Origin of the sequence: Oceanobacillus sp. FSL W7-1304 (assembly GCF_037969805.1) — a bacterium.
In the GTDB taxonomy this organism is placed as follows: domain Bacteria; phylum Bacillota; class Bacilli; order Bacillales; family Amphibacillaceae; genus Oceanobacillus; species Oceanobacillus profundus.
The window spans coordinates 3,960,887-3,983,517 of record NZ_CP150211.1 but is presented as its reverse complement, the minus strand read 5'-3'; the positions used below and the strand labels follow the sequence as shown (position 1 = coordinate 3,983,517).

Annotated in this window: 20 protein-coding genes; 8 read left to right on the top strand and 12 right to left on the bottom strand. The window is 38.2% G+C overall.

Translation table 11 applies throughout. The features are described from left to right. Positions 1 to 219: 219 nt before the first annotated feature. From NYE61_RS19635 to NYE61_RS19625, 3 genes are read left to right on the top strand one after another with little or no spacing between them, the layout of a single operon-like run. Positions 220 to 1,677: an ABC transporter substrate-binding protein gene (locus tag NYE61_RS19635; protein ID WP_095310920.1), complete on the top strand. Its 1,458-nt coding sequence runs from the start codon at positions 220 to 222 to the stop codon at positions 1,675 to 1,677. Positions 1,678 to 1,692: 15 nt separating this feature from the next. Continuing rightward, positions 1,693 to 2,634 (top strand): ABC transporter permease, encoded by a 942-nt coding sequence (locus tag NYE61_RS19630; RefSeq protein WP_095310914.1) that lies wholly within the window; start codon positions 1,693 to 1,695, stop codon positions 2,632 to 2,634. A 12-nt stretch (positions 2,635 to 2,646) separates the two neighbouring features. After that, on the top strand, positions 2,647 to 3,462 hold the full coding sequence (locus NYE61_RS19625; protein ID WP_095310916.1) for an ABC transporter permease: 816 nt from the start codon (positions 2,647 to 2,649) through the stop codon (positions 3,460 to 3,462). 345 nt (positions 3,463 to 3,807) lie between these two features. Here NYE61_RS19625 and NYE61_RS19620 read toward each other — a convergent pair whose 3' ends face one another. Genes NYE61_RS19620 through NYE61_RS19610 form a run of 3 tightly spaced genes read right to left on the bottom strand, consistent with a single transcriptional unit; the run spans position 3,808 to position 7,086 of the window. Continuing rightward, on the bottom strand, positions 3,808 to 5,250 hold the full coding sequence (locus NYE61_RS19620; RefSeq protein WP_095310922.1) for an aldehyde dehydrogenase family protein: 1,443 nt from the start codon (positions 5,248 to 5,250) through the stop codon (positions 3,808 to 3,810). Between the two features lie 14 nt (positions 5,251 to 5,264). Continuing rightward, positions 5,265 to 6,011: an SDR family oxidoreductase gene (locus tag NYE61_RS19615; protein ID WP_095310924.1), complete on the bottom strand. Its 747-nt coding sequence runs from the start codon at positions 6,009 to 6,011 to the stop codon at positions 5,265 to 5,267. Between the two features lie 4 nt (positions 6,012 to 6,015). Then, positions 6,016 to 7,086, bottom strand: coding sequence for a tartrate dehydrogenase (locus tag NYE61_RS19610; protein WP_095310926.1), 1,071 nt, complete (start codon positions 7,084 to 7,086; stop codon positions 6,016 to 6,018). 225 nt (positions 7,087 to 7,311) lie between these two features. On the opposite strand from NYE61_RS19610, the gene NYE61_RS19605 reads away from it, so the two are divergent. From NYE61_RS19605 to NYE61_RS19590, 4 genes are all read left to right on the top strand, one after another. Then, complete coding sequence (locus tag NYE61_RS19605) at positions 7,312 to 8,004, top strand: GntR family transcriptional regulator (protein WP_095310928.1); 693 nt, start codon at positions 7,312 to 7,314, stop codon at positions 8,002 to 8,004. A 105-nt stretch (positions 8,005 to 8,109) separates the two neighbouring features. Continuing rightward, complete coding sequence (gene coaW, locus NYE61_RS19600) at positions 8,110 to 8,910, top strand: type II pantothenate kinase (RefSeq protein ID WP_095310930.1); 801 nt, start codon at positions 8,110 to 8,112, stop codon at positions 8,908 to 8,910. Positions 8,911 to 9,194: 284 nt separating this feature from the next. After that, positions 9,195 to 10,394, top strand: coding sequence for an MBL fold metallo-hydrolase (locus NYE61_RS19595; protein WP_251659305.1), 1,200 nt, complete (start codon positions 9,195 to 9,197; stop codon positions 10,392 to 10,394). A 15-nt stretch (positions 10,395 to 10,409) separates the two neighbouring features. After that, complete coding sequence (locus tag NYE61_RS19590; protein WP_095310932.1) at positions 10,410 to 10,667, top strand: DUF3006 domain-containing protein; 258 nt, start codon at positions 10,410 to 10,412, stop codon at positions 10,665 to 10,667. Positions 10,668 to 10,785: 118 nt separating this feature from the next. Here NYE61_RS19590 and NYE61_RS19585 read toward each other — a convergent pair whose 3' ends face one another. Beyond that, a complete protein-coding gene (locus NYE61_RS19585; RefSeq protein WP_095310934.1) occupies positions 10,786 to 11,265 on the bottom strand; it encodes a sigma-70 family RNA polymerase sigma factor in 480 nt (159 codons plus the stop codon). A gap of 541 nt (positions 11,266 to 11,806) precedes the next feature. Between NYE61_RS19585 and NYE61_RS19580 the strand changes: the two genes are divergently transcribed. Further along, positions 11,807 to 13,243: a dipeptidase gene (locus NYE61_RS19580; protein WP_303447541.1), complete on the top strand. Its 1,437-nt coding sequence runs from the start codon at positions 11,807 to 11,809 to the stop codon at positions 13,241 to 13,243. A gap of 73 nt (positions 13,244 to 13,316) precedes the next feature. On the opposite strand, the gene NYE61_RS19575 is transcribed toward NYE61_RS19580, so the two are convergent. The 8 genes from NYE61_RS19575 to NYE61_RS19540 form a co-directional block, all read right to left on the bottom strand. Next, entirely contained in the window at positions 13,317 to 14,192 is an 876-nt protein-coding gene (locus NYE61_RS19575) for a superoxide dismutase (RefSeq protein WP_303447540.1), read from the bottom strand. A gap of 77 nt (positions 14,193 to 14,269) precedes the next feature. Further along, a complete protein-coding gene (locus NYE61_RS19570; RefSeq protein ID WP_339316381.1) occupies positions 14,270 to 15,388 on the bottom strand; it encodes a M20 family metallopeptidase in 1,119 nt (372 codons plus the stop codon). Then, positions 15,354 to 16,427 carry an oligopeptide/dipeptide ABC transporter ATP-binding protein gene (locus NYE61_RS19565; RefSeq protein WP_303447538.1) on the bottom strand — a complete coding sequence of 358 codons (1,074 nt, stop codon included), beginning with the start codon at positions 16,425 to 16,427 and terminating at the stop codon, positions 15,354 to 15,356. The genes NYE61_RS19570 and NYE61_RS19565 overlap by 35 nt, the downstream gene beginning before the upstream one ends. Then, complete coding sequence (locus NYE61_RS19560; RefSeq protein ID WP_095310944.1) at positions 16,424 to 17,407, bottom strand: ABC transporter ATP-binding protein; 984 nt, start codon at positions 17,405 to 17,407, stop codon at positions 16,424 to 16,426. The genes NYE61_RS19565 and NYE61_RS19560 overlap by 4 nt, the downstream gene beginning before the upstream one ends. 22 nt (positions 17,408 to 17,429) lie before the next feature. Beyond that, a complete protein-coding gene (locus NYE61_RS19555; protein WP_118889850.1) occupies positions 17,430 to 18,296 on the bottom strand; it encodes an ABC transporter permease in 867 nt (288 codons plus the stop codon). A 61-nt stretch (positions 18,297 to 18,357) separates the two neighbouring features. Then, positions 18,358 to 19,275, bottom strand: a complete 918-nt coding sequence (locus NYE61_RS19550; RefSeq protein ID WP_118889789.1) for an ABC transporter permease — start codon at positions 19,273 to 19,275, stop codon at positions 18,358 to 18,360. 65 nt (positions 19,276 to 19,340) lie between these two features. Continuing rightward, positions 19,341 to 20,900: an ABC transporter substrate-binding protein gene (locus tag NYE61_RS19545; protein WP_118889790.1), complete on the bottom strand. Its 1,560-nt coding sequence runs from the start codon at positions 20,898 to 20,900 to the stop codon at positions 19,341 to 19,343. A gap of 484 nt (positions 20,901 to 21,384) precedes the next feature. Then, positions 21,385 to 22,620, bottom strand: coding sequence for a Zn-dependent hydrolase (locus tag NYE61_RS19540; protein WP_303447535.1), 1,236 nt, complete (start codon positions 22,618 to 22,620; stop codon positions 21,385 to 21,387). Positions 22,621 to 22,631: the final 11 nt, after the last annotated feature.

Below are 22,631 nucleotides of genomic sequence, written 5' to 3'. Positions count from 1 at the left end.
GTACAGAAGTGAAGAAAGTTTCGTTAGAACTTTATGCTTTGCAGGTTTGGTTCTTCCGATATAAGGAATACCTCCAGCTAAATTTTATAGTATCTTTACTAAATAAAAGGGGTGAATGCAGTGTTAAAGAGAAAATGTTGGTTATCATTCGTTTTGGTTTGCGTTCTATTTTTAATCGGTGCTTGTTCAAATTCAGAGGGAGATAATAGTTCTACAGCAATGAGTGGTGATACAAATGGACAATCGTCGTCACAAGCACAGGAAATTCGCGTTCGTATCAATGACGATCCAGACTTTTTAGATCCACACCATGCAACAGCATCAATTTCCTTCCAAATGATTTTAAATATGTTCGAAGGGTTATTTATTCCAGAACAAGACGGCTCCTTAACTGAAGGGGTTGCAGAGAGCTATGAAGTATCTGATGATGGTTTAACGTATACCTTTAAAATCCGTGAAGGGATTACTTTTCATAACGGTGAAGATTTAACAATTGACGATATTATGTATACATTTGAGCGTTTAATGGGACTAGCTGGTGGAGAAAAATTATCCAATAACTTTGATAATGTTGATTCCATTGACACACTGGATGACACAACCTTTGTTATGACATTAAAAGAACCAAACTCGAACTTTCTATACTCATTAACCGCATTACAATCAGCGATTATACCAAAAAGTAATGATGGGAAGCATAATGAAAATCCAATTGGTACAGGACCTTTCGCCTTTGTGAACTATTCACCTGGATCAAGTTTGGAACTGAAAAAACATGAGGGATATTGGCAAGAAGGCTTGCCATATTTAGAAAAAGTAAATTTTATCTTTCAATCTGATGACCAAGCAGCTGTAATGAACCTATTAGCAAATGAGGTTAATCTAACAGGGATTCCTGGACATCGTGTTTCTGAAGTAGAAGGTAACTATAATGTTTCACATCAAAATAACAATTCTAGCTTAATTATTACATTTAATGGTGATAAAGAACCATTTAATGATGTAAAGGTTCGACAAGCAATTAACTATGCAATAAATAAGCAGGATATTATTGATTCTGTATTCTCTGGCTATGCAACGCCAATTGGGTCAAATATGAGCCCTGCTATGGGAGATTATTACTTAGACGGACTTCAGGAGGTTTATAACCGTGATGTAGAAAAAGCAAAGGAACTTCTTGCAGAGGCTGGTTACCCCAATGGATTTTCAACAAAAATAACCGTATCTTCACATAATGATATATACTCCAGTATTGCTCAGATTGCAGTTGAGAACTTAAAAGAAATTGGAATTGATGTTGAGATTGAGGTAGTTGAATGGGGAATTTGGTTAGAGCGTGTTTACTCCGGTCGGGATTATGAAATGACAACCATTGATTTAACAGGACGTCCATCTGCTTATGAGGTTCTTAATGACTACATTTCAGAAAACGATGCGGAGAATTTCTTCCTCTTCGATAATGAGGAATTTGACCAAGTCATGTCAGATGTGCTATTGGAATCAAATCGGGATAAGCAGATTGAATACTATCAACGTGCTCAGGAAATTTTAAATGAACAAGTACCGGCTGTTTATATTGCTGATTATCAAATTCTGTGGGGATCTACGAATAATATTACAGGTCTAAAAAGTTATCCATTCTGGTTCCATGATATGAAAGAAGTTAAATTCGAATAGTGAAGGGCTGGTACTATGTTCTTTTATCTTCGTCGCATCATTTTACTTTTTATAACGGTAGCACTAGTGTCGGTCATTACGTTTGCAGTCTTTCAAGTATTACCAGGTGATCCAATTCGAACAATGCTCGGAACTGAGGCGGATGAGACGCAAATTGAAAATTTAAGAAGCGAGTTAGGTCTAGACCGTCCTTTGTATGAACAGTACTTCACTTGGATTAAGGGACTGTTCACTGGTGATTTAGGGAATTCAATCCGTTTTTCAATGCCAGTCAGTACATTACTAATGGAACGGTTACCCGTGACATTATCTGTAGCAAGTATAGCATTACTAATCGTTTTACTTGTTGCACTTCCGCTAGGGATTTTCGCAGCTCGCCGAAAAAATAAAGCTAGTGATGTCGTTTTATCATCTGTGACCCAATTGGGGATGGCGGTCCCCTCCTTCTGGCTCGGAATGATTTTTATTCTCTATATCGGGATGAATGTAGACTTTTTCCGAATTAATGGATATATTCCATGGACTGAAAGTATTCAGGGTGCATTAAGTACACTGCTATTACCTGCACTAACAATTGCTATTCCACAGGTTGCTGTTAAATTCCGATATGTTCGGACGTCGATTTTAGAGCAGGTGCAGCTTGATTATGTAAGAACGATTCGAAGTAAAGGGTTACCAGAGAAAATCGTTGTTTATAAACATATCTTGAAAAATGCAATGATCCCGATTCTCACTATTTTCGGATTGATCACTGCCGAAATTGTAGCAGGGACAATTATCGTTGAACAAGTCTTTGCTTTGCCTGGAATAGGTCAATTGTTAATCACATCGATAAGCAATCGGGATTTTCCACTCGTACAAGGAATCGTTATGTATATAACTGTTGCCGTTGTATGTATCAACTTTCTTGTGGACATTTTATATTCTGTCGTTGATCCAAGAATCCGGTTACGTTAGGGAGTGTAAACCATGCAAAAACATAAAAAAAATATCAATCTCCTATTGGGATCGGGTATACTGCTGGCCTTTATCGGTATTTTAATTGTAAGTTTTTTCTATACTCCTTACGATGTTAATTCAATGGATATTCCGAATAAGCTAAAAGAGCCAAGCACAACACATATCTTTGGGACAGATGAATTTGGCCGTGATATTTTTAGCAGGATTTTAAAAGGCAGTCAAACAGCGTTTTTAGTAGGTATACTGACAATTGCGATCGGCGGGTTCTTCGGTGTATTAATTGGAGGAATTGCTGGCTATGCAGGTGGATGGCTAGATGAAGTGTTCATGAGAATAATGGATGCTCTCATGGCTTTCCCAGGGATTATTTTGGCTTTAATGCTTGTTGCTGTTTTTGGTCCAGGAATAATTAACACTTCTATTGCACTTGGCATCATTGCTGTTCCAAGTATCGCTAGGGTAACACGGAGTGGCTTTGTACAGCAAAAAGAAGCAGAATATGTGACTGCAGCCAAGCTAATCGGAGTGAAAAACTACAAAATAATGTTTAAGCATATTTTACCAAACATTTCTTCGCAAATTATTGTAGCTCTATCAATTGCCTTTGCAATTGCCATGTTAGCAGAAGCAGCACTCAGTTATTTAGGGTTAGGCGTACAGCCTCCTGATCCAAGCTGGGGAAGAATGTTAAAGGATGCTCAAAGCTACTTAATCAACTCTCCTTGGTATACGTATGCACCTGGTGGGGCAATCACATTACTCGTATTGGGGTTATACCTATTAAGCAACGCATTAAGGGATTTAATGGATCCTCGTTCAAAATAAAGCTCAAAAGCGGAAGCGCCCGGTTAGCGACGTACGGACTGCGCCCCGAACTCTGGGGCGGTTCGACAGTCGAACATTCCTACGGAGGAGATAAAGGAAACATGTCCCTTCAGGGGTATGCCGATGTTGACTTTCACCGCAAGGGTATAAGTGCGACTAGGTCTCATGTCTTAGCCAGTCGGCAAGTCTTCTTTATCGTACGGAGGTGAGGGAAGTCTCTCTAGGCGCTGGAGCTGGACGTGGCTGTTCCGGTAAAAGAAATACTACATCCACATTTTATGCTTTCTTACACTAAAATAAAGGGATGGTTTTTATGCAACTTCTCGCATAAGAACCATCCCTTCTTTACATATTATATTTCACGGCAATATTTTTAATTTGAACATAATTCTTCAATGCTTCAAATCCTTTTTCTCTTCCTATTCCGCTTTTTTTATAGCCTCCAAATGGCATTTGAACTCCGCCACCAGCACCATAATTATTTACAAATACTTGGCCGGACTTGACTCCCTGAGCTGTATAATGAGCTGTATCAATATTTGAAGTCCAAATTCCTGTTACTAAACCATATTCCGTCTGATTTGCAAGTGCAATTGCTTCTTCTATATCCTCAAAGGTAAAAACAGTAAGAACCGGTCCAAAAATTTCCTCCTGTGCCAATGTACTATTATGCTCCAGACCGTCAATAATGGTTGGTTGAATATAATAGCCACTTGTATCTTCAACTTTAACCGGTTCTCCCCCAGTAAGAATTTTTCCTTCTTTTTTGCCTATTTCCAAGTAAGACAATATCTTCTCATATTGACGTTTATTTAAAATTGGTCCAATGTCTGGATCGTTTATTCCCCGACCAACTTTTAATGCAGCAAATTTTTCTGCCAATTGATTAACAAACGTCTCTTTAATTGATGAGTGCACAAGTAATCTTGAGCCAGCTGAACATGTCTGACCTGCATTTTGAACAATTGCATTCTTAACACCCTCTGCCGCTTTTTCTAAATCCGCATCCTGAAACACGATGTTCGGAGATTTCCCTCCTAGTTCAAGTGTTACTGGAGTGACACTTTCAGCAGCAGCCTTCATAACAGTAATTCCCGTTTTTACAGAGCCAGTGAATGTAATTTGATCGACACCTTCATGGGAAACCAGATGGCTGCCTGCAGTTGAACCAAGACCTGTAACATGTTGAAAAATTCCTTTTGGCAACTTACATTGAGCGAACCATTTCGCCAGAGCATTTGCTGTCAATGGTGTATCCTCCGCACTTTTTACAATAACAGCATTACCTGTTGCAATTGCAGCAGCTACACTTCTGGACATAATTTGAATCGGATAGTTCCAAGGTATTATATGGGCGGTCACTCCCATCGGCTCAAGTACAGTTACATCAAGAAGTCCATCTTCAATCGGAATGCTATCCCCCATTAACTTATCTGCCGCTCCAGCATAGAATTCAAAATATCTTGCAGCTGCTTCGATATCATTCCTTGCTTGTGTCATCGGTTTTCCAACATCTAGACATTCCAACTCACTTAACTTATCTTTATTTTCGCGAATATAGGTTGCGAGCTCCATTAACAACTGTCCACGCTCATACGGTTTAAATGACTTCCATTCCTTACTTTCAAAAGCTTCACGCGCAACTTCTACAGCAGTATCAATTTGCTTCTCCGTCGCATTCACAATTTCTGCTAGCTTTTCACCTGTTGATGGATTATATACTGGAAGCCATTCGTCTTCTCCAGCTCCAACCCATTCCCCATTAATCAGCATTTTTATCTTATCCATTTATTTACCCCTTCCTATAAACTTCTTCCACCATCCACATGGAGTGTTGTCCCAGTAACCATCTTTGCTCCATCTGATAACAGATAGCTAATCGCTTCCGCAATATCAGTCGGTTTAATCAGTTCACCTAATGGTACACTCATTTTAAAATCATCTAGTGTTAATCCATTTTCTTGGTCCTTCTCAGATGGAAATTGCACAAGCATTTGTGTTTCCGCTGGTCCTGGATGCAGTACATTAACACGAATTTTATCTTGGGCAACTTCAATTGCGAGCGCTCTTGAGAAAGCTTCTACAGCACCCTTTGTTGCGATATATGATTGAAGACCGGGTCTTGGTCTTGCCACAGAAACAGAGCCAACATTTATAATTGCTCCTCCCTCTTGCTTTTTCATATAGGATACAGCTTCCTTACATGTTAAAAAAATCGAGGTAGCATTAATGCCAATGATTTTATTCCAAAAATCTAAAGAAACATCCTCAATTGGAGTTGATGATTGAGCTATCCCCGCCAGATTCACAAGTCCATCTATTTTCCCATATGTTTCAAAAATCTGTTTAAACACTTCCTTAATCCGATTACTGTCTAAAAGATTTACTTCTTCTTGTCGGAAATTATTATGCGTAATGTGTGCCATACCTTCTAAAGAAATATCAATTCCAACAACAAATGCTCCTTCAGAAAGTAATGTAGAGACGACTTCATTACCCATACCTCCTCCAGCACCTGTAACGATAAATACTTTTTCCTTCTGTTTCACACGTTCACCCCTCTAGAATTTTATTAACAATCTTGTCTCCCATCTCAGCTGTTGATGCATTCCCACCTAAATCTGGTGTTATGTTATCACCCTCAACTAACACACTTTCAATTGCTTGTACAACCTTCTCAGCTAAATCGATATAACCGAAATGATCTAACATCAAACTGATACTCCAAATTTGTGCAACGGGATTAGCAATTCCTTTGCCTGCAATATCTGGTGCGGATCCGTGTATTGGTTCAAACATAGATGGATACGTACCTTCCGGATTGATATTTCCAGATGGTGCAATACCAATACCACCTGCAATCGCTGCACCTAAGTCTGTTAATATATCGCCAAATAAATTACTGGCAACGACCACTTCAAATTCTTCTGGCTTTAAGACAAAAAAGGCAGCCAATGCATCTATATGATATAAATGGAACGGAATAGATGGATATCCCTTCGCAATTTCACGGACGATGTCATCCCAAAACGGCATCGAATAATTCATAGCATTTGATTTTGTCGCAACGGAAAGCTTGCTCCTTCCCTTTTGTTTTGCATATTCAAATGCATATTTAACAATCCGTTCTGTTCCATACCTTGTGAAAACACTGTTTTGAATCACTGTTTCGTGAGGCGTATTCTCATGAAGCTTCCCACCGCTATTTGAATATTCACCTTCTGTATTTTCCCGAATCACCGTAAAATCGATATCTTCCACCGACTTATAACGCAGTGGGCTTTCAATCCCTTTCAATAGCTTAATCGGCCGTAAATTTACATATTGCTGAAAGGCTCTGCGAATTGGCAATATAAGCTCCCACACCGAAATATGGTCTGGAACTTCCGGTGCTCCTACCGCACCAAATAGAATAGCATCATAGTCTTTAAGGATCTCTAAACCATCATCCGGCATCATCTTGCCCGTCTCTAGATAACGCTTACAATTCCAATCGAATTCGTTTCGCTCAAACACTATTCCACCATGTAAATTTTCCAGGGCTTTTAATACCTTATACCCTTCATGCATAACATCAGGGCCAATACCGTCACCTGGAATTGAGGCGATGTTAAAGTATTTCATTTCTTTCAGCTCCATTCTTCAGTACATCATACGTATTATGTATATGGTATAATAAAACCAAAACATTGTAAATACAAAAATCAAAAAATTCATTATACTTCCAAGAGTGAACCCAGCTTGTTATTTTTATCTATCGGGATTTGCAGATATCATATTTAAACAAGTCTTTAGAAAATCGCATCTAAATCTGAATATATTAAATAATAATAAACCGGAGTGAATAAGATGGAGCCTTTTTCAAAACTAAGTTCAGCAAATAAACGATCAGCAGAGATTGTCGCGCAGATAAAAGCCCATTTATTAAATGGTACGTTAAAACCTGGTGATAAACTACCAACTGAAGAGGAGCTGGTTGAGCAATTTGGTGTAAGCAGAACACCCATCAGGGAAGCTATTAAGACACTGGAGGCAATCGGGATTGTGCAAATTAAACGGGGAGAAGGCATGTTTATCACAAAACAGCCTACGAGCGATTCTCTCAACCCATTGATATTCAGTTTGCTATTACTCAATGAAAGCCTAGATAAACTGATAGAGTTCAGACAACACTTTGAAGTTTTAATGATGAATGTCATTAAATCAAATTGGTCAGAAGAAAAAATTGCAAAGATCAGACAGGTCTATGAATCCCAGAAAGAAACGCTAGCATCTGATATTTCTATTGAAGACTTAGTAGAAATTGATTTAACATTCCATTATGCAATACTGGATACGACAGAAAATGAATATATTATTGAAATCGGTAAAACGATTTATGAATTGTATAAACCGAAAATGCTCCAAGCCAAACATACATGTAATGTTGAAAAAACGCTGAAAGCACATAAATACCACCTAGAATTGCTTTCAAGTAAAGAACCACTGACGCAAATGCAGATAGATGAGATGATTAAGTATAATAAAGAATGGATTGGTTAAACCACTCCTGTTGTTCTTTATTTCATTGAACAATCATCTTACTTACAAAACTAATCATTTACGAGATGCTATTAGAAAGACAAGAACAAAGCGAGGGATTATATAATGGACAGAATCGGAATTGATGCTGGAGGAACGCTAATAAAAATAGCCTATGAAGAACATGGAAAGCTTCACGTGAAGACATATCCCATCCAAGAAAAAAATGAGCTGCTTCAATGGTTACAATTCATTTCTCCTCATGCTACATTACATGTAACTGGAGGAAAACGTAAGTTGATTTCTCACCAGCTAAGCCAAAACATCCGTGTTTTAGATGAATTCCAATCCCTCATTGAGGGAACGCGCTATTTACTAAGCCTAGAAAAGCAACAAAAGGAAGAGGATTATCTCGTTGTAAATATCGGTACTGGTACATCAATATTCCATGTAACAAAGCATAAGTTTGAGCGCCTTGCTGGAAGCGGTGTTGCTGGAGGAACATTAATGGGTCTTGGTTCATTAATTACAGGAAAAAGCAGTTTTCTAAAACTTATTGCATTAGCTGAGAAGGGAAATCATGAAAACAGTGATTTATTAGTGAGGGATATTTATACACCAAATGAGCCTCCTATTTTTGGAGATCTTACTGCTGCTAATTTTGGTAAAGCTAATCTCAATAAAACAGCCTCAAAAGCAGATCATATGGCTGCACTTATTCAATTAATTGGAGAAATTACGATATCACTTGCTAGTCAAGTTGCAATCCAAAAAGACATAAGCACCATCATTTTTATTGGCAGTACATTAAATGGTAATACTCTTTTTAAAAAGGTATTAAGCAGTTTTCAAGATAAGCTATCCTATGAAGCAATTTTTCTTGATAAAGGAGCATATGCAGGTGCAATAGGTGCCTTAATTTCTTAATCATTACCCATTCATGGACTTCATTAGTTTTAATCGTACTAAATGTAAATCAGAGCCACATACTGGCTTCGATTTCAGATGGCAGAAGATTTTTGGAGATAATCATCTCTTTTTTTAATTCCTTGAGCAATATTACAGCTTGATTATTTTCAACACGGTTGATTACCCCATTAAATTTTTTATCCGATTAACATACGCTATCTGTTTTCCCCCTATAGTTTCATAGATTTTACTGCTCCTTTTTGATACCCTTATCTGTGAAAATACTTTTTGGAGGTTAACAATTGAATAGAAGATTTATACTAACTTTGATTTTCATCATCTTTTTAACTGCTTGTGGGCAGACTAGTGATCTAACAGAACCTTTATCCATTGCAAACAACACAAATGATGAACGGTCTGCTTCGCTTATGGAGAAAAATGTGGATACAGGATCAAATGAAACCTCCTCCCTTTCCGATTTAAAAGTTCATTACATTGATGTTGGCCAAGCAGATGCCACGCTCTTCCAATATTCCGATCAAGATAAGTCGTATACAATCCTTTTTGATACAGGAGATTGGAAAGGCGATGAGGTTGTAAATTACCTAAAGGCACAGGATGTTTCTACAATTGACCTTGTCGTTGTCAGTCACCCAGATGCTGATCATATCGGTCAATTGGATGATGTCGTTCAAGATTTTGATGTTGGTGAGGTTTGGATGTCAGGAAATGAGAGCTCCTCTCAAACCTTCATGCGTGGTGTCGAAGCCGTTATTAATAGTGAGGCAGATTATCACGAGCCAAGGGCTAATGAGGAATATGAAATCGGTCCACTAGAAATCACAGTACTTTACCCTGAAACAATTACCGGAAAATCAAACGAAGAATCCATTTCATTACTGTTTACATATGGTAGCACGAAGTTTTTATTTACAGGTGATGCTGGAAAAAGTGACGAACGAAACATCCTGAGCAGTGGAATCGATATAGGAGCGGATATTCTGCATCTCGGTCACCACGGATCCAACACATCAAGTGACCATGCTTTTATTCATGCAGTTGATCCAGTAGTTGCAATCTATAGTGCGGGTGTAAATAATCTCTATGGACACCCTAGTCAAGATGTAGTTTCACATATTAAAGATGCTGGAGTTGAACTGTACGGAACGGATAAAGATGGAACAATTGTAGTCACATCTGATGGAGAAAATTTTCATATTGAAACAAACAAGGAAGAAACAACAACAGATTCCAATACTTCAAATAGTTCTGAGCAAGATCCAGGTGCAAATGCAGAAACGGCAGCTGATAATTCTTGTATCAATTTGAACACCGCTACTATTTCTGAAGTTCAAGCAATCATCCATATTGGCCCAGAGCGAGCTGCAGAATTAATAGATTTAAGACCATTTAATGCATTAGATGACTTAAGTCGTATCCAAGGAATAGGACCAGCTAGAATGGCAGACATAAAGGAACAAGATCTGGCTTGTATGGATTAACAGGGAGGGAAACATATGAGAGGAATACTAGATCGATTTGAGGGAGACAAAGCAGTAATTTTACTTCAAGATACGAAAGAAGAATATATTGTAAACGAAAGTGAGCTTCCCGCTGGGAGTAAAATCAATACCGTCTTTGATCTTGAAAAAAATCGTACTACATATAAAATAAAGAGAATTAACATTTCTAACACAGAGGAAGCTGCACAACAATCGTCTGATTTAATGGCAAAACTTAGAGCAAAAAGCAGGAGAAGCAAATTTAAAAAATAGTGGTAGTATTTGTTGGAATAAAGGTTAGCTTTATCATTAATTTAAAGGATAGAGCTAACCTTTTTATTAGGTTTTTAAAGTAATTTTAATAAGTTCCCCACCAGGAATAGATTCGAAATCATGCCTCACCATCTATGATACGCTGCAAGCTTATATTAAAGTCTCTGCCCCAATTCATTACCGCTTCAATGGTAACTCCCTCTTGTTCTGCAATTTCCTTTATCGGCAAATTTAAATATAACGATAGGTAAACCCATTTCCACTGATTTACAGTTAAATTGTTCTCATAATACTCCCATAAGGAAGCACTATTGTCAGGATATGTAACTGGTGAGTTTGATTCTATGGTTGCGACTGGAAGAAGTTTTATTTTATGTTGGTTGATTGATTTAAGCTGAAGTAATTCGAAAATATGCTTACGAATTATAATATTGAAGTATGTAGACAGGACACCTTGCTCTGGCTGTAATGCTAATGTATTCTCTATTCCTTTATTAACGTAGGTATCATAGTTTCTAAGTCTATACAGATGAAAATGAAACCTACTACGATTCTCTTCAAAAATCTCCTCTAAATAAAATTTCTTTACATTCTCCATTCCTTCGCCTCTTTTCCCCCTGTTAGTATATAACAGCAAAATTTTAAATTTTATATATTTCCATCTAATCCCCATTATAGGAAAAAAGTAACAAAAATTCAACAGTAAAAGCTAAAACTTTCCAAAAATTTAGGTATTTAGCACTTCGAATTTTAAATATTTTAATGATGAAAGTTTTATTATAAGATCACCATCCTGTAGATTTATTTCAAAAAACAATATATTTTTCAAAACGCATTAGATACAACGAACTGCTAAATAATTGGCAATTACCGATAAGTGACAGTCATCCACATTTTCTGTACAATGAAATTAATTCTATTTAAGAGGTTGTTGAAAAAGTCCGGTAAACATGATAAGGAACTTCGACGCCCAGGACGTGTTAGTGTCGGCGTCACAAAGGGACGTTTCGACCTTAGCCGACCTCGGTCCTTTTTATCCTCCTTTTTGAACACGCACTTTAATAGACTTTTTCTATGCTGTAACTTGAATTTTGATAAATTATGTTGCCTTGTTCAAATCTATGAAAGGAGATTCGATCATGCCTATTTCTCTATTTTGGCTACTCATTACAATGCTATTAACTTTCCCTACTACATTAGGTACACTTGATAATTTTCCTATCCAATTAAAGCACGAATCTCTAGAAAATACGGATAGTATACATAAAACAGCAACAATCGCTGATAGTCATATCGATACGATGATGAATGTACTTAACGAGAGCACATGGCTCCCAGAAGTCGATATTGGTGAAAATACTTCCCTTCATGCTGATATACCGAAGCTTGAGGAAGGTGGTATAAATGTAGGATTTTTCGCAGCATTCACAGAGGGATATTATGATAATAATCCTCGTAGTATTAGTCGTACACTCGCATTAATTCATGCACTTTATTGGATGGAGGAAAATAATCAGGACCATTTTCAAATTGCCAAGACAACATTTGATATTTGGAAAACAATAAAAGCAGGTAAAATTGCAGCCGTCCCTACAATTGAAGGTGCCTATTCTTTAGAAGAGCATAATGCAATTGAATTACTCCATCAATATTACGACCTTGGTATTAAAGCGATTGGTTTTAATTGGAACTATTCCAATGCACTCGGTGAAGGTGCGAATAAAATATATGGAGACCCAGCAAGAACTCCTTCAAATGGTGGCTTAACGAAGCTTGGTGCTCAGGTTGCAACAGAAATGAATAAGCTAGGCATGGTTATTGATGTATCTCATATGTCAGAAAACACGTTTTGGGACGTATTAGAAGTCACCAATGCTCCTATTATGGCAACACACTCTGGTGTCAAAGCGCTAAGAAATCACCAGCGCAACCTAACAGATGAGCAGCTAATCGCCCTTGCTGAAAATGGTGGTGTTGTTGGTATCGTCTTTTATCCAGTATTTTTAACGGATAAACCATCCGCCTATGTTACCGATATCGTTGATCACATTGATTATGCTGTTAATTTAATTGGGATTGATCACGTTGCAATAGGTTCTGACTTTGACGGTTCGGATATGCCTTCAGACTTACAAGATGCAACCGAGCTTTATAAAATTACGGATGAATTACAAAACAGAGGGTATTCTGATGAGGAGATTGAAAAAATCCTTGGAAAAAATACGCTTCGTTTATTGTTAGAAGTTGAAAAAGCTGCAACTAGCAATCCATATGCAAAAGGGTTAGATTTCGAAATAAATCCGGAATATAGAATGGGTGAAATGATCGAAGAAACAACGCCAACTTTAGAAGCAACTATTGATGGTCCAGCAAATACAATTGAAACGCTGGATTTCCGAGTAATTGTCGATGGAGTTGCCTATGAACCGGAGTACGATAATAATTCTGCTACACTATCCTTCAAACTGACAGAACCTTTGACCGAGCATTTTCATGTTGTGACATTTGAGGCTGCAGATAAGGATGGAACCGTCCAGCGAGCTACGCGTATTTTCTATTTGAACAAGGAAGCGTAAAATGATACAAGCAAAATAAAATATCAACAGAGATTGATTGTAATCCTGTTGATATTTTTATGCTTTTCTTCTACTAAGCCAATTTCCAGCGCAACGTTTTTGCTTTATGATATCGATCTGCAACTGCTGGCCAATTGACGACGTTCCACCACGCGTCAACATAATCCTTTTTCTCATTTAAATATTGTAAATAGTAAGCATGCTCCCATACATCTAGTACTAATAAAGGAATCATATCTTGCTGGGAAAGATTTTGGTGCTTCTCTGCTTGTAAAATTTCCATTCTTCCTGAACGTGGTGCCCAAACAAGCATCGCCCAGCCTCCACCTTCTACTTGGTCTGCTGCTTGAGTAAAGTGCTCCTTAAACTGTTCAAAACTGCCAAAGTCACGCTCGATTGCTTGGAGTAATTCTCCTTCTGGTTGCCCTCCCGCATCAGGTGCCATAATCTCCCAAAATATCGTATGCAAATAATGCCCAGCACCATTAAAAGCAGCCTCTCGCTCCCAATGTTTAATGAGGTCAAAATCACCTGTTTGTCTTGCTTCTTCCATTTTAATTTCTGCTTTATTTAATCCATCCACATAACTTTGATGATGTTTATCATGGTGTAAATACATAATTTCCTTTGCGATATACGGCTCTAATGCGTCATAAGGGTATGGAAGCGGCGGCAAATGATGTCCACCTATCGGAACAAATGACTGCCTTTTCTCTGCTTGCACAAACACTTCTTTTTGCTCATACAATGCATAAACTTGTTCAACTAATTTAGAGATATACTGTTCATCTATAGTTTCTCGCTCTGCATCTGTAAACACGTGTTCAAAGTGATTTAATATGCTAGCAAGCACTTCCTTTGTTTGTCCTTCAAAATGAGACAAATCGCGTTCAAGTTGACCCTTATTTTCCTGATACCATTTCTGCACTTCCATTAAGTATGAACTCATAATTCCCTCCTAATCACCATATTGATATTATCGTATGAGTAAATTGCTTAGATGTTCCTTAAAATTCTGCTGCTTATTTATTCGGAGAGCCGTGAAATCGTCTCTGCCAATAAGAAGCATCTTTCCGTTAAAGAATCTATCTCTAAATATTCATCCTCATTATGGAGCCCCCCACCAACAGGTCCTAGCCCATCCATTGTTGCTACTCCTAAATTAGCGGGGAATGATGCATCAGAGCCACCTCCAGTATGAACAGCTTTCAATTCAATTCCGATTGAGTCTGCAGCATCTTGAATCACCTGTAAAAGTTTCTTGTTTGCTTTATTTAATTCAAGAGGAAGCCGATTAATTCCACCTTTCAACGTAATATTAGTACCTTTTATATCAGGTTTAGCGCAGATCTCTTCAATTCTCTTCCTTACATACTTAGCTTGATCACTACTTGTAATTCGCACATCTACCATGCCTTTTGCTTCAGATGGTACAACATTTACTGCATTTCCACCTTCAATCATACCAACATTAATCGATATTCCCTTTTGCGCATTATTCAGCTGTTGAAGTTTGATAATTTTATGAGCAAGTTCTTCTATCGCACTTTTCCCTTCTTCTGGAGAAACTCCGGAATGTGCTGCTTTTCCTTTCACAGATAAAATATATTTTCCACCTCCGCGTCTTTCCGAGACAATGGAACCATCTTTTCGTGCGGGTTCCATAATAAGTGCATATTTTTTCGTAGCAGAAACTTCCTCAATTAGTTTTCTAGACGTTGGTGAACCAATTTCTTCATCACTATTTAAAATAATCGTTACATTTTTATACGCATTGTTATGCTGATGATGGAGTGCTTTTATTGCATATAATAGTGTTACTAGACTTGACTTCATATCAATAACACCTGGTCCATATGCACGGGTTCCCTTAATGGTAAAAGGGCGCTCACTTACAGTCCCTTCTGGAAAAACAGTATCCATATGTGCAACAAGTAAAATATCAGTTTCTTTATTTTTCTCGTATTCTATGACAACATTATTTCCGTATCGCTTATTCTTCTTTATCGTAACCTGAAAACTCATCTCTCTAAATTGCTTTATCAATATTTCTGCTACTCTATCAATACCTTTTTTATAATACGATCCACTATCAATGTTAACTAATTGTTCAATTAAATCGAGCATCTCCTTTTTTTGATTCAAAATGTACTTCTCCATGATGATTTCCTTCCCTTAGATAGACAATCCCCTTATCCTCCCTTAAGGGATAGTGACACGCTGCGAAATGTCCGGATTCTTTTTCTTCAAATAATGGCTCCTCTTGTGCACAAAGTTCTGTAGCATACGGACAGCGTGGATGAAAAACACAACCTGAAGGTGGATGAACGGCGTTTGGGATATCTCCTTTTATTAATACTCTATGTTCTTTCAAATCCCGCTGTGTGGGGTCTGGCACAGGAATAGCTGCTAAGAGCCCCTTAGTATATGGATGCATCGGCTTTTTAAATAGATTCTCTTTTGTTGTTAACTCAACAATTTTCCCTAAATACATGACAGCGATACGATCACTAATATGTTTCACAACAGGAAGACCATGTGCAATAAAAAGATACGTAATTTGAAGTTCCTTCTGAAGTTTTACAAGTAGATTTAAAATTTGGGATTGAATGGATACATCAAGCGCAGATACAGGTTCATCGCACACAATTAACTTCGGATTCAAGGCAATAGCTCGTGCAATACCAATACGTTGTCTCTGACCTCCGCTAAATTCATGTGGATAACGATTTGCATAGGAAGGATTCAGTCCGACAACCTTCATTAATTCTAGCACGCGTTTTTCAAGTACTTTTTTCGATATTGTTTGATGTGTTCGAATTGGTTCTGCTATTAAATCAAATACACGCATTCGTGGATTAAGGGAGGAATAAGGATCCTGGAAAATAATCTGAATGTCTGATCGTTTCTTTCGCAATGCTTCCCCTTTTAGTTTCGTTATATCCTCGCCTTCAAAATAAATCTCTCCTGCGGTTGGTTCTAATAACTGAACAATCATATTACCCGTTGTCGATTTACCACACCCTGATTCTCCAACAATACCGAGTGTTTCCCCCGCATCGATAAAAAAGCTAACATCATTTACTGCTTTTAAATCGTTTTTATTTCTTTTTAAAAAGCCACTTTTAACTTCAAAAGATTTCTTTAATCCTCTCACTTCAAGTAAATGCCCTTTCCCTGTCAAGTTCCTTCCCCCTTTCTTTCATGTAGCCAGCATCTAACCAAATGCCCGGGTTTGACCTCGATTAATTCTGGATGAACCGTTCTGCAGGTTTCCATAACCAAAGCACAACGGTCTGCGAATCGGCAGCCGATTGGATAATCAATTGGATTTGGCACAGAGCCAGGAATAGGTACTAGTTCTTCTTTTAATTCATGCACTTTTGGTGTACTGGAGAGAAGTCCCTTCGTATACGGATGTTTCGGATGCTTAAATAACGTAAAGACATCTGTTTCTTCAACAATTTGACCACCATACATAACGATAACTCGATCCGCCATCTCAGCTACAACACCTAAATCATGTGTAATCAGCAGAATTGATGTTTCGAATTCAATAATTAATTCTTTCATTAAATGAAGTATCTGAGCTTGTATGGTAACATCAAGTGCCGTTGTTGGTTCATCTGCAATTAATAATTCGGGGTTACAGGATAATGCCATTGCAATCATTACTCGTTGTCGCATTCCACCGCTTAAAGCATGCGGATAGGAATGAAACACTCTATCAGGCCGTGGGATGCCAACCTTTGTCAGCATCTCAATCGTCAGCTGCTTTGCTTCTTTTTTACTTTTATGTTGATGCTCGATAATAGATTCTGAAATTTGATTTCCCACTGTAAATACTGGATTTAATGAGGTTAGCGGTTCTTGGAAGATCATAGCTATTTTATTGCCACGAATTGCTCGCATTTTTTTCATAGAATAGTCTACTAGATTATGGCCTTCAAAGAGGATTTCTCCAGATTCAATTCGACCTGGCGGATCAATCAAACGCATCAGTGATAGTGAGGTTACACTTTTTCCGGATCCTGATTCACCTACAATTGCAAGTATTTCCCCTTTGTTAATCGATAAGGATACATCATCAACCGCGGGCACAGTTCCATCTTCTGTATGAAAATAGGTCCTCAGATTTTTAATGTGAATGAACGGTTCCTTCATTGTTATTCCTCCTTATCGGCGTCTATTTTGTTCGGGGGTCCAGCACATCACGGAGCCAATCACCTAAAAAGATAATACCGAGAACCGTTATGGTTATCGCAATGCCTGGAAAGGTCGCCAACCACCAGCTTGTAGCTAAGTAATCCCTTCCATCACTTAAAACCGTACCCCATGATACGGTCGGGGGCTGTATACCCAACCCTAGAAAACTTAAAGACGATTCTAAGATAATCGTTGACGCTACACTCAATGTTGAAATAACAATAAATGTTGAGATAACATTAGGCAGCAGATGTCTTATTATAATCTTATTATTTTTCACACCAATGGACCTGGCCGCCCTTACAAAATCTCTTTCCTTTATCGATAGAACTTCACCGCGCACCAGTCTTGCATACGATGTCCAATTTGTTAAACCAAGCACAATAATCAGCGTGATAATACTCGGTCCAAAAACGGCTAAAAAGACGAGTGAAAAAAGAATGGTTGGTATGGCGAGAAATGAATCTACAAAGCGCATTAAAATATTATCTAAAAGCCCACCGTAAAACCCGGCAATTAATCCGATACAGACACCAATTATTCCAGATAATAGAACTGCCGCAATCCCGACAAGCAATGATACTTGAGAACCGTAAATTATTCGGCTTAAAATATCTCTCCCTAGATTATCTGTTCCAAGTAAATGTTCTGCGCTTCCCCCTTCCATCCATGAAGGCGGTACATGCAATCCCCCCGGATTAATAGCATTTGGATCATGCGGTGCAAGTATTGGTGCAAAAACAGCTACGAGGGTTATAAAGAACACAATGAGAAGTCCTACTGTTCCTGTCTTACTTCTGAGAAGCAGCTTACTCCATCTTTTGATTGTTCCATTTCGTTTTCTCATATAAACTTGAGAATCTGCATCAATTATTGCTTTCGATTGCTCTCCCAATCACTTCGACCTCCTAATTCAATTTAATACGAGGGTCAAGGATGCGGTAAATGATATCAGCTAACAGATTCATCAGTATGACAATCGCTGCAATAATCATGACACATGCCTGAACAATCGCCATGTCACGCGTATTGACTGCCTGTATTAGTAATTGTCCTATTCCCGGCCATGCGAATACCGTTTCGGTGATTAGGGCTCCGCCAATCAGTGTTGATGTTTGTAGTGCGGTTATCGTTACAAAAGGAATAAGCGCGTTACGAAAAGCATGTTTATAAATCACGTGCACCGATTTAATTCCTTTGCTTTTGGCAGTCCGTATATAATCCTGATTTAATATTTCGAGCATGCTTGAACGTATCAGCCTTGTCATTTCAGCAGCAATCCCTGTTCCTAATGTGATAGCAGGAAGAATCAGGTGAGCAATACTCCCTCTTCCCGATACCGGTAATACACCTAATGTTACCGAGAACAATAAAATCAGCATAATACCAAGCCAAAAATTCGGCATCGCTTTTCCAACAACTGCAGCACCAGTAGCAATTAAATCAATACTTGAATTTTGTTTTGTCGCGGACCAGATTCCAAATGGTATAGCTATCATAATTGCAATCACAATCGCTGCAATCGCTAACTCAAACGTAGCCGGAAGCCGTTCTAAAACGACAGATAACGCATCTTGTCCATAGCGAAAAGATTCTCCAAAATCCCCTTGAATCATACGAAAAACATAGTTTCCATACTGTATATAAAAGGGTTCATTTAGTCCAAGCGATTCTCGCAACTGTTCAATTTCTTCCAATGCAGCATCCTCTGGAAGCATGAGCGCAACAGGGTCACCAGCAATAAAAACGAGTGTAAAAACAATAAATGAAATGATTAGTAAGACCGGAATAATTTGCAGCATTCTCCTTACGATGTAATGCATCATCTGTCGCCACCTTCCTGTTAGGTATGGAAAGGAAGAGTGGAGACATTCCCCACCCTTAGCAAGTGCTACTTTCTAGTAATCGAATCGATATAAATCATCTCATCCATCGTTGGCTTATAATCAATGTGATCAACCACCCCTATATTTATTGACTCTTGGTGCAAGACAAGGTGTGCGACATCTTCAGCAAGCAGTTCTTGAATTTTTATATATTGCTCATTTCTCTCCTCTGCATCCATATTTTGTTCAGCTGCTGCTAGCAATTCCTCTACTTCATCATTTCGATAATCAAGCTGTCCGATAAAACGATCATACCGGTAATAATCAAGTGCATTTGCGGCATCAAACATCGAATTACCAAGCCCTAATAAATAAGCGTCTTTGTTTTCTCCAGCGTTTCGCAGTTCAAGATAATTACTCCACTCCATAAATTCGATATTTATTGTTACTCCTATTTCTGCTAACATTCCAGCTACCATCTCTGCAATTTCCGCATCCTGCAAGTAACGTCCTCTAGGTGAATGAAGTGTCATTTCAAATCCATCTTTAAACCCGGCTTCAGCTAATAATTCCTTTGCTCTTTCCGGATCATAATTATACGTATTATATAAATGTTCTGCATGACCAACATCGCCCGGACCAACACGAGTTATCGTTGGTGTACCAGCACCTCCTAGTATATTGTCTACAATTGCTTGATTGTCGATTGCTAAATCTAGCGCTTCACGCACTCTCCTGTCTTCTGTTGGATAACCTTCCGTCGACCTTAAGAAAATCATTAATGTTCGATTGGAAATTCCTTGTGTTAAATAGGTCCCTTCATTTTCATTTACTCGCACCCAATCACTAGGTGGAATATTGACAGCCATATCGACCCCACCTGTCAGTAATTCGGAAACCCGTGTTGAATTTTCTGGAATAATCCGATAAACAATTTCATCCCATTCTTCATTTTTCTCATCAAAATAATCCCCATATGTTTTCAGCACAATCCGGTCATCCCGAACCCATTCGACAAACTCAAACGGCCCAGTCCCTATTGGATTTGCAAGAAAATGATCGAAGCCATTTTCTTCAATATAATTTGCAGGTAAAATACTTGAGCCAATTCTTGAAATTCGATTTAACAGGGCAGGATCTGGTTCATGTGTATGAATACGAAATGTAGTGTCATCGATAACTTCAACCTCTTTAATTGTTTTATAGTTCGCATGGTCAAGCAGTGTCGTATCAGTTGCTACACGTTCCAGCGAATACTTGACATCAGCTGAAGTTAAGGCGTCACCATTATGAAACGTCACCCCATCCTTCAATTTAAATTCCCATGTTAAGTCATCGATATTTTCATAGCTTTCCGCTAAATCCGGCTCCATTTCTCCTGTTTCGTTATTTCGTTTTACCAAATAATTAAACATATTAATATGAATAGCTTCTGTTGAGGTATTATTGTGATTATGCACATCAAACGATACCATGTCTGTACCGAGTGCAATTGTTAGTGTACGATTATCTTCGTTACCTTCTTCCGTTTTACCAGCTTCCCCATTTTTTTCACCAGTACAACCAACTAAAAGCCCGATTGCAATAAACAGGATACAGATAAACCAAAGCTGTTTTCTCTTCATCTTATTGCCCCCTTTTGAAAAAAATTCTATTTCTATTGAAAATCAGTAAACCCATTATTTATTTTATTAAGGTGTAATGTCATTGGGAGAACTAGCGGATTGATGCGATGGATATACTATGAAAGTTGGCTGGCGAGAGGATAGATTAGAACTTCGGTTATATTCAATTGATTATATGTTATGGGATAAAAATTGATGATTATTTTTCGATAGGGGTGGGTTCGAATCGTTGGGATTTAAATTAATGTTATGTCCATGAAAAAGATGAGTAAGAAACAGTCATTCTACTCATCTTTTTCATGGCTTAGAAAACTATAAAATTTTAGTACTGTGGATAATTCAGGCCCCGAAACAGCCAGGTTCACGAAGCGCTAACTTTTTGTTATTCGTTATTAAGGAAATTTTCCAAATTACTATCGGCCAAGTGACCGGAACCCTGTCTCTTTTAGATTTGATATCAAGCAGGTATGCTTTTAATATTGCTTTAAATGCTGGATAAATCCAAAACTGTCTGTAAAACGACATTTACCCCTCGTTCACAATCTTCCCAGGATGTTAGTTCATCTTCGGCGTGGCTTTTTCCATTAACGCTTGGCACAAAGACCATAGCAGCAGGTAGAAATGTCGCAATGAATTGCGCGTCATGTCCCGCACCGCTTGGTATGCGTTTATACGAGTAGTCTAGGGACCTGCATGATTCCTCTAAAGCGTCTACAAGTTTTTCATTAAACCACACTGTATCACGGTCCCAGAGTTTCGTTACCTTTACTTCACATTTTTCTTTTGTGTCCGATTCCGTTAATCCTTGAATAATGTCCTCAACTTGACTGATTGTAGCCGCTTCTTTATGACGAGCTTCAAGTGTGAAAACGACTTTATTTGGAATCACTGTATGGATATTCGGACTAACATTCATCCGGCCTATGGTATAAACAAGATCACTGTCCAATTTACTCATTTGCTCTCGTATTTCATTGATTAAGGAATTGGTTGCAAATAAGGCATCTTTTCTCATTTGCATTGGAGTAGTACCCGCATGGTCAGAATCTCCAACTACTTCAATTTCATAGCAGCACATGCCTACCACACATTCTACTACTCCGATATTGATGAATTCACTTTCTAAAACAGGACCTTGTTCAATATGCAGTTCCAAAAAAGCCTTTGCATCTGTCAGGCGGTTTTCTTTATTTCCTTTATAACCACTTGCATGTAAAGATTCGGCAAATGTGATGCCATTTTTATCGGTCGACCTCAACATCTCATCTTTATCGAACCTTCCTGATAAGACCCCTGAAGCCATCAGCGAAGGTTCGAATCTAGCACCTTCTTCATTGGTGATATTAGCTACCACGATTGGAATCTGTGGCTTGATATTATTTTCGACCAATACTCTTACTACCTCAAGGCCAGTTAAAACACCTAGTACACCGTCAAATCTTCCCCCTTTTTCTACGGAGTCCAAATGCGATCCGATAACAATTGGGGGCTTGTCATTTTCCACTCCTTCTAGCGTCGCATACATATTACCCATATCATCCCATTTTACCGTCATCCCTAACGCTTCACAGACAGATTTAAAATGATCCCTTACTTTTATATCAATTTCGGATAATGCTAAACGAGTGACACCGTTATTATCTGTTCTTCCATAGTCTGCAAATTCTTCCACCGTTTGTTTTAATCTTTCTCCATTAATTAATACTTTTTGTTTCTCCACCGTAACTCCTC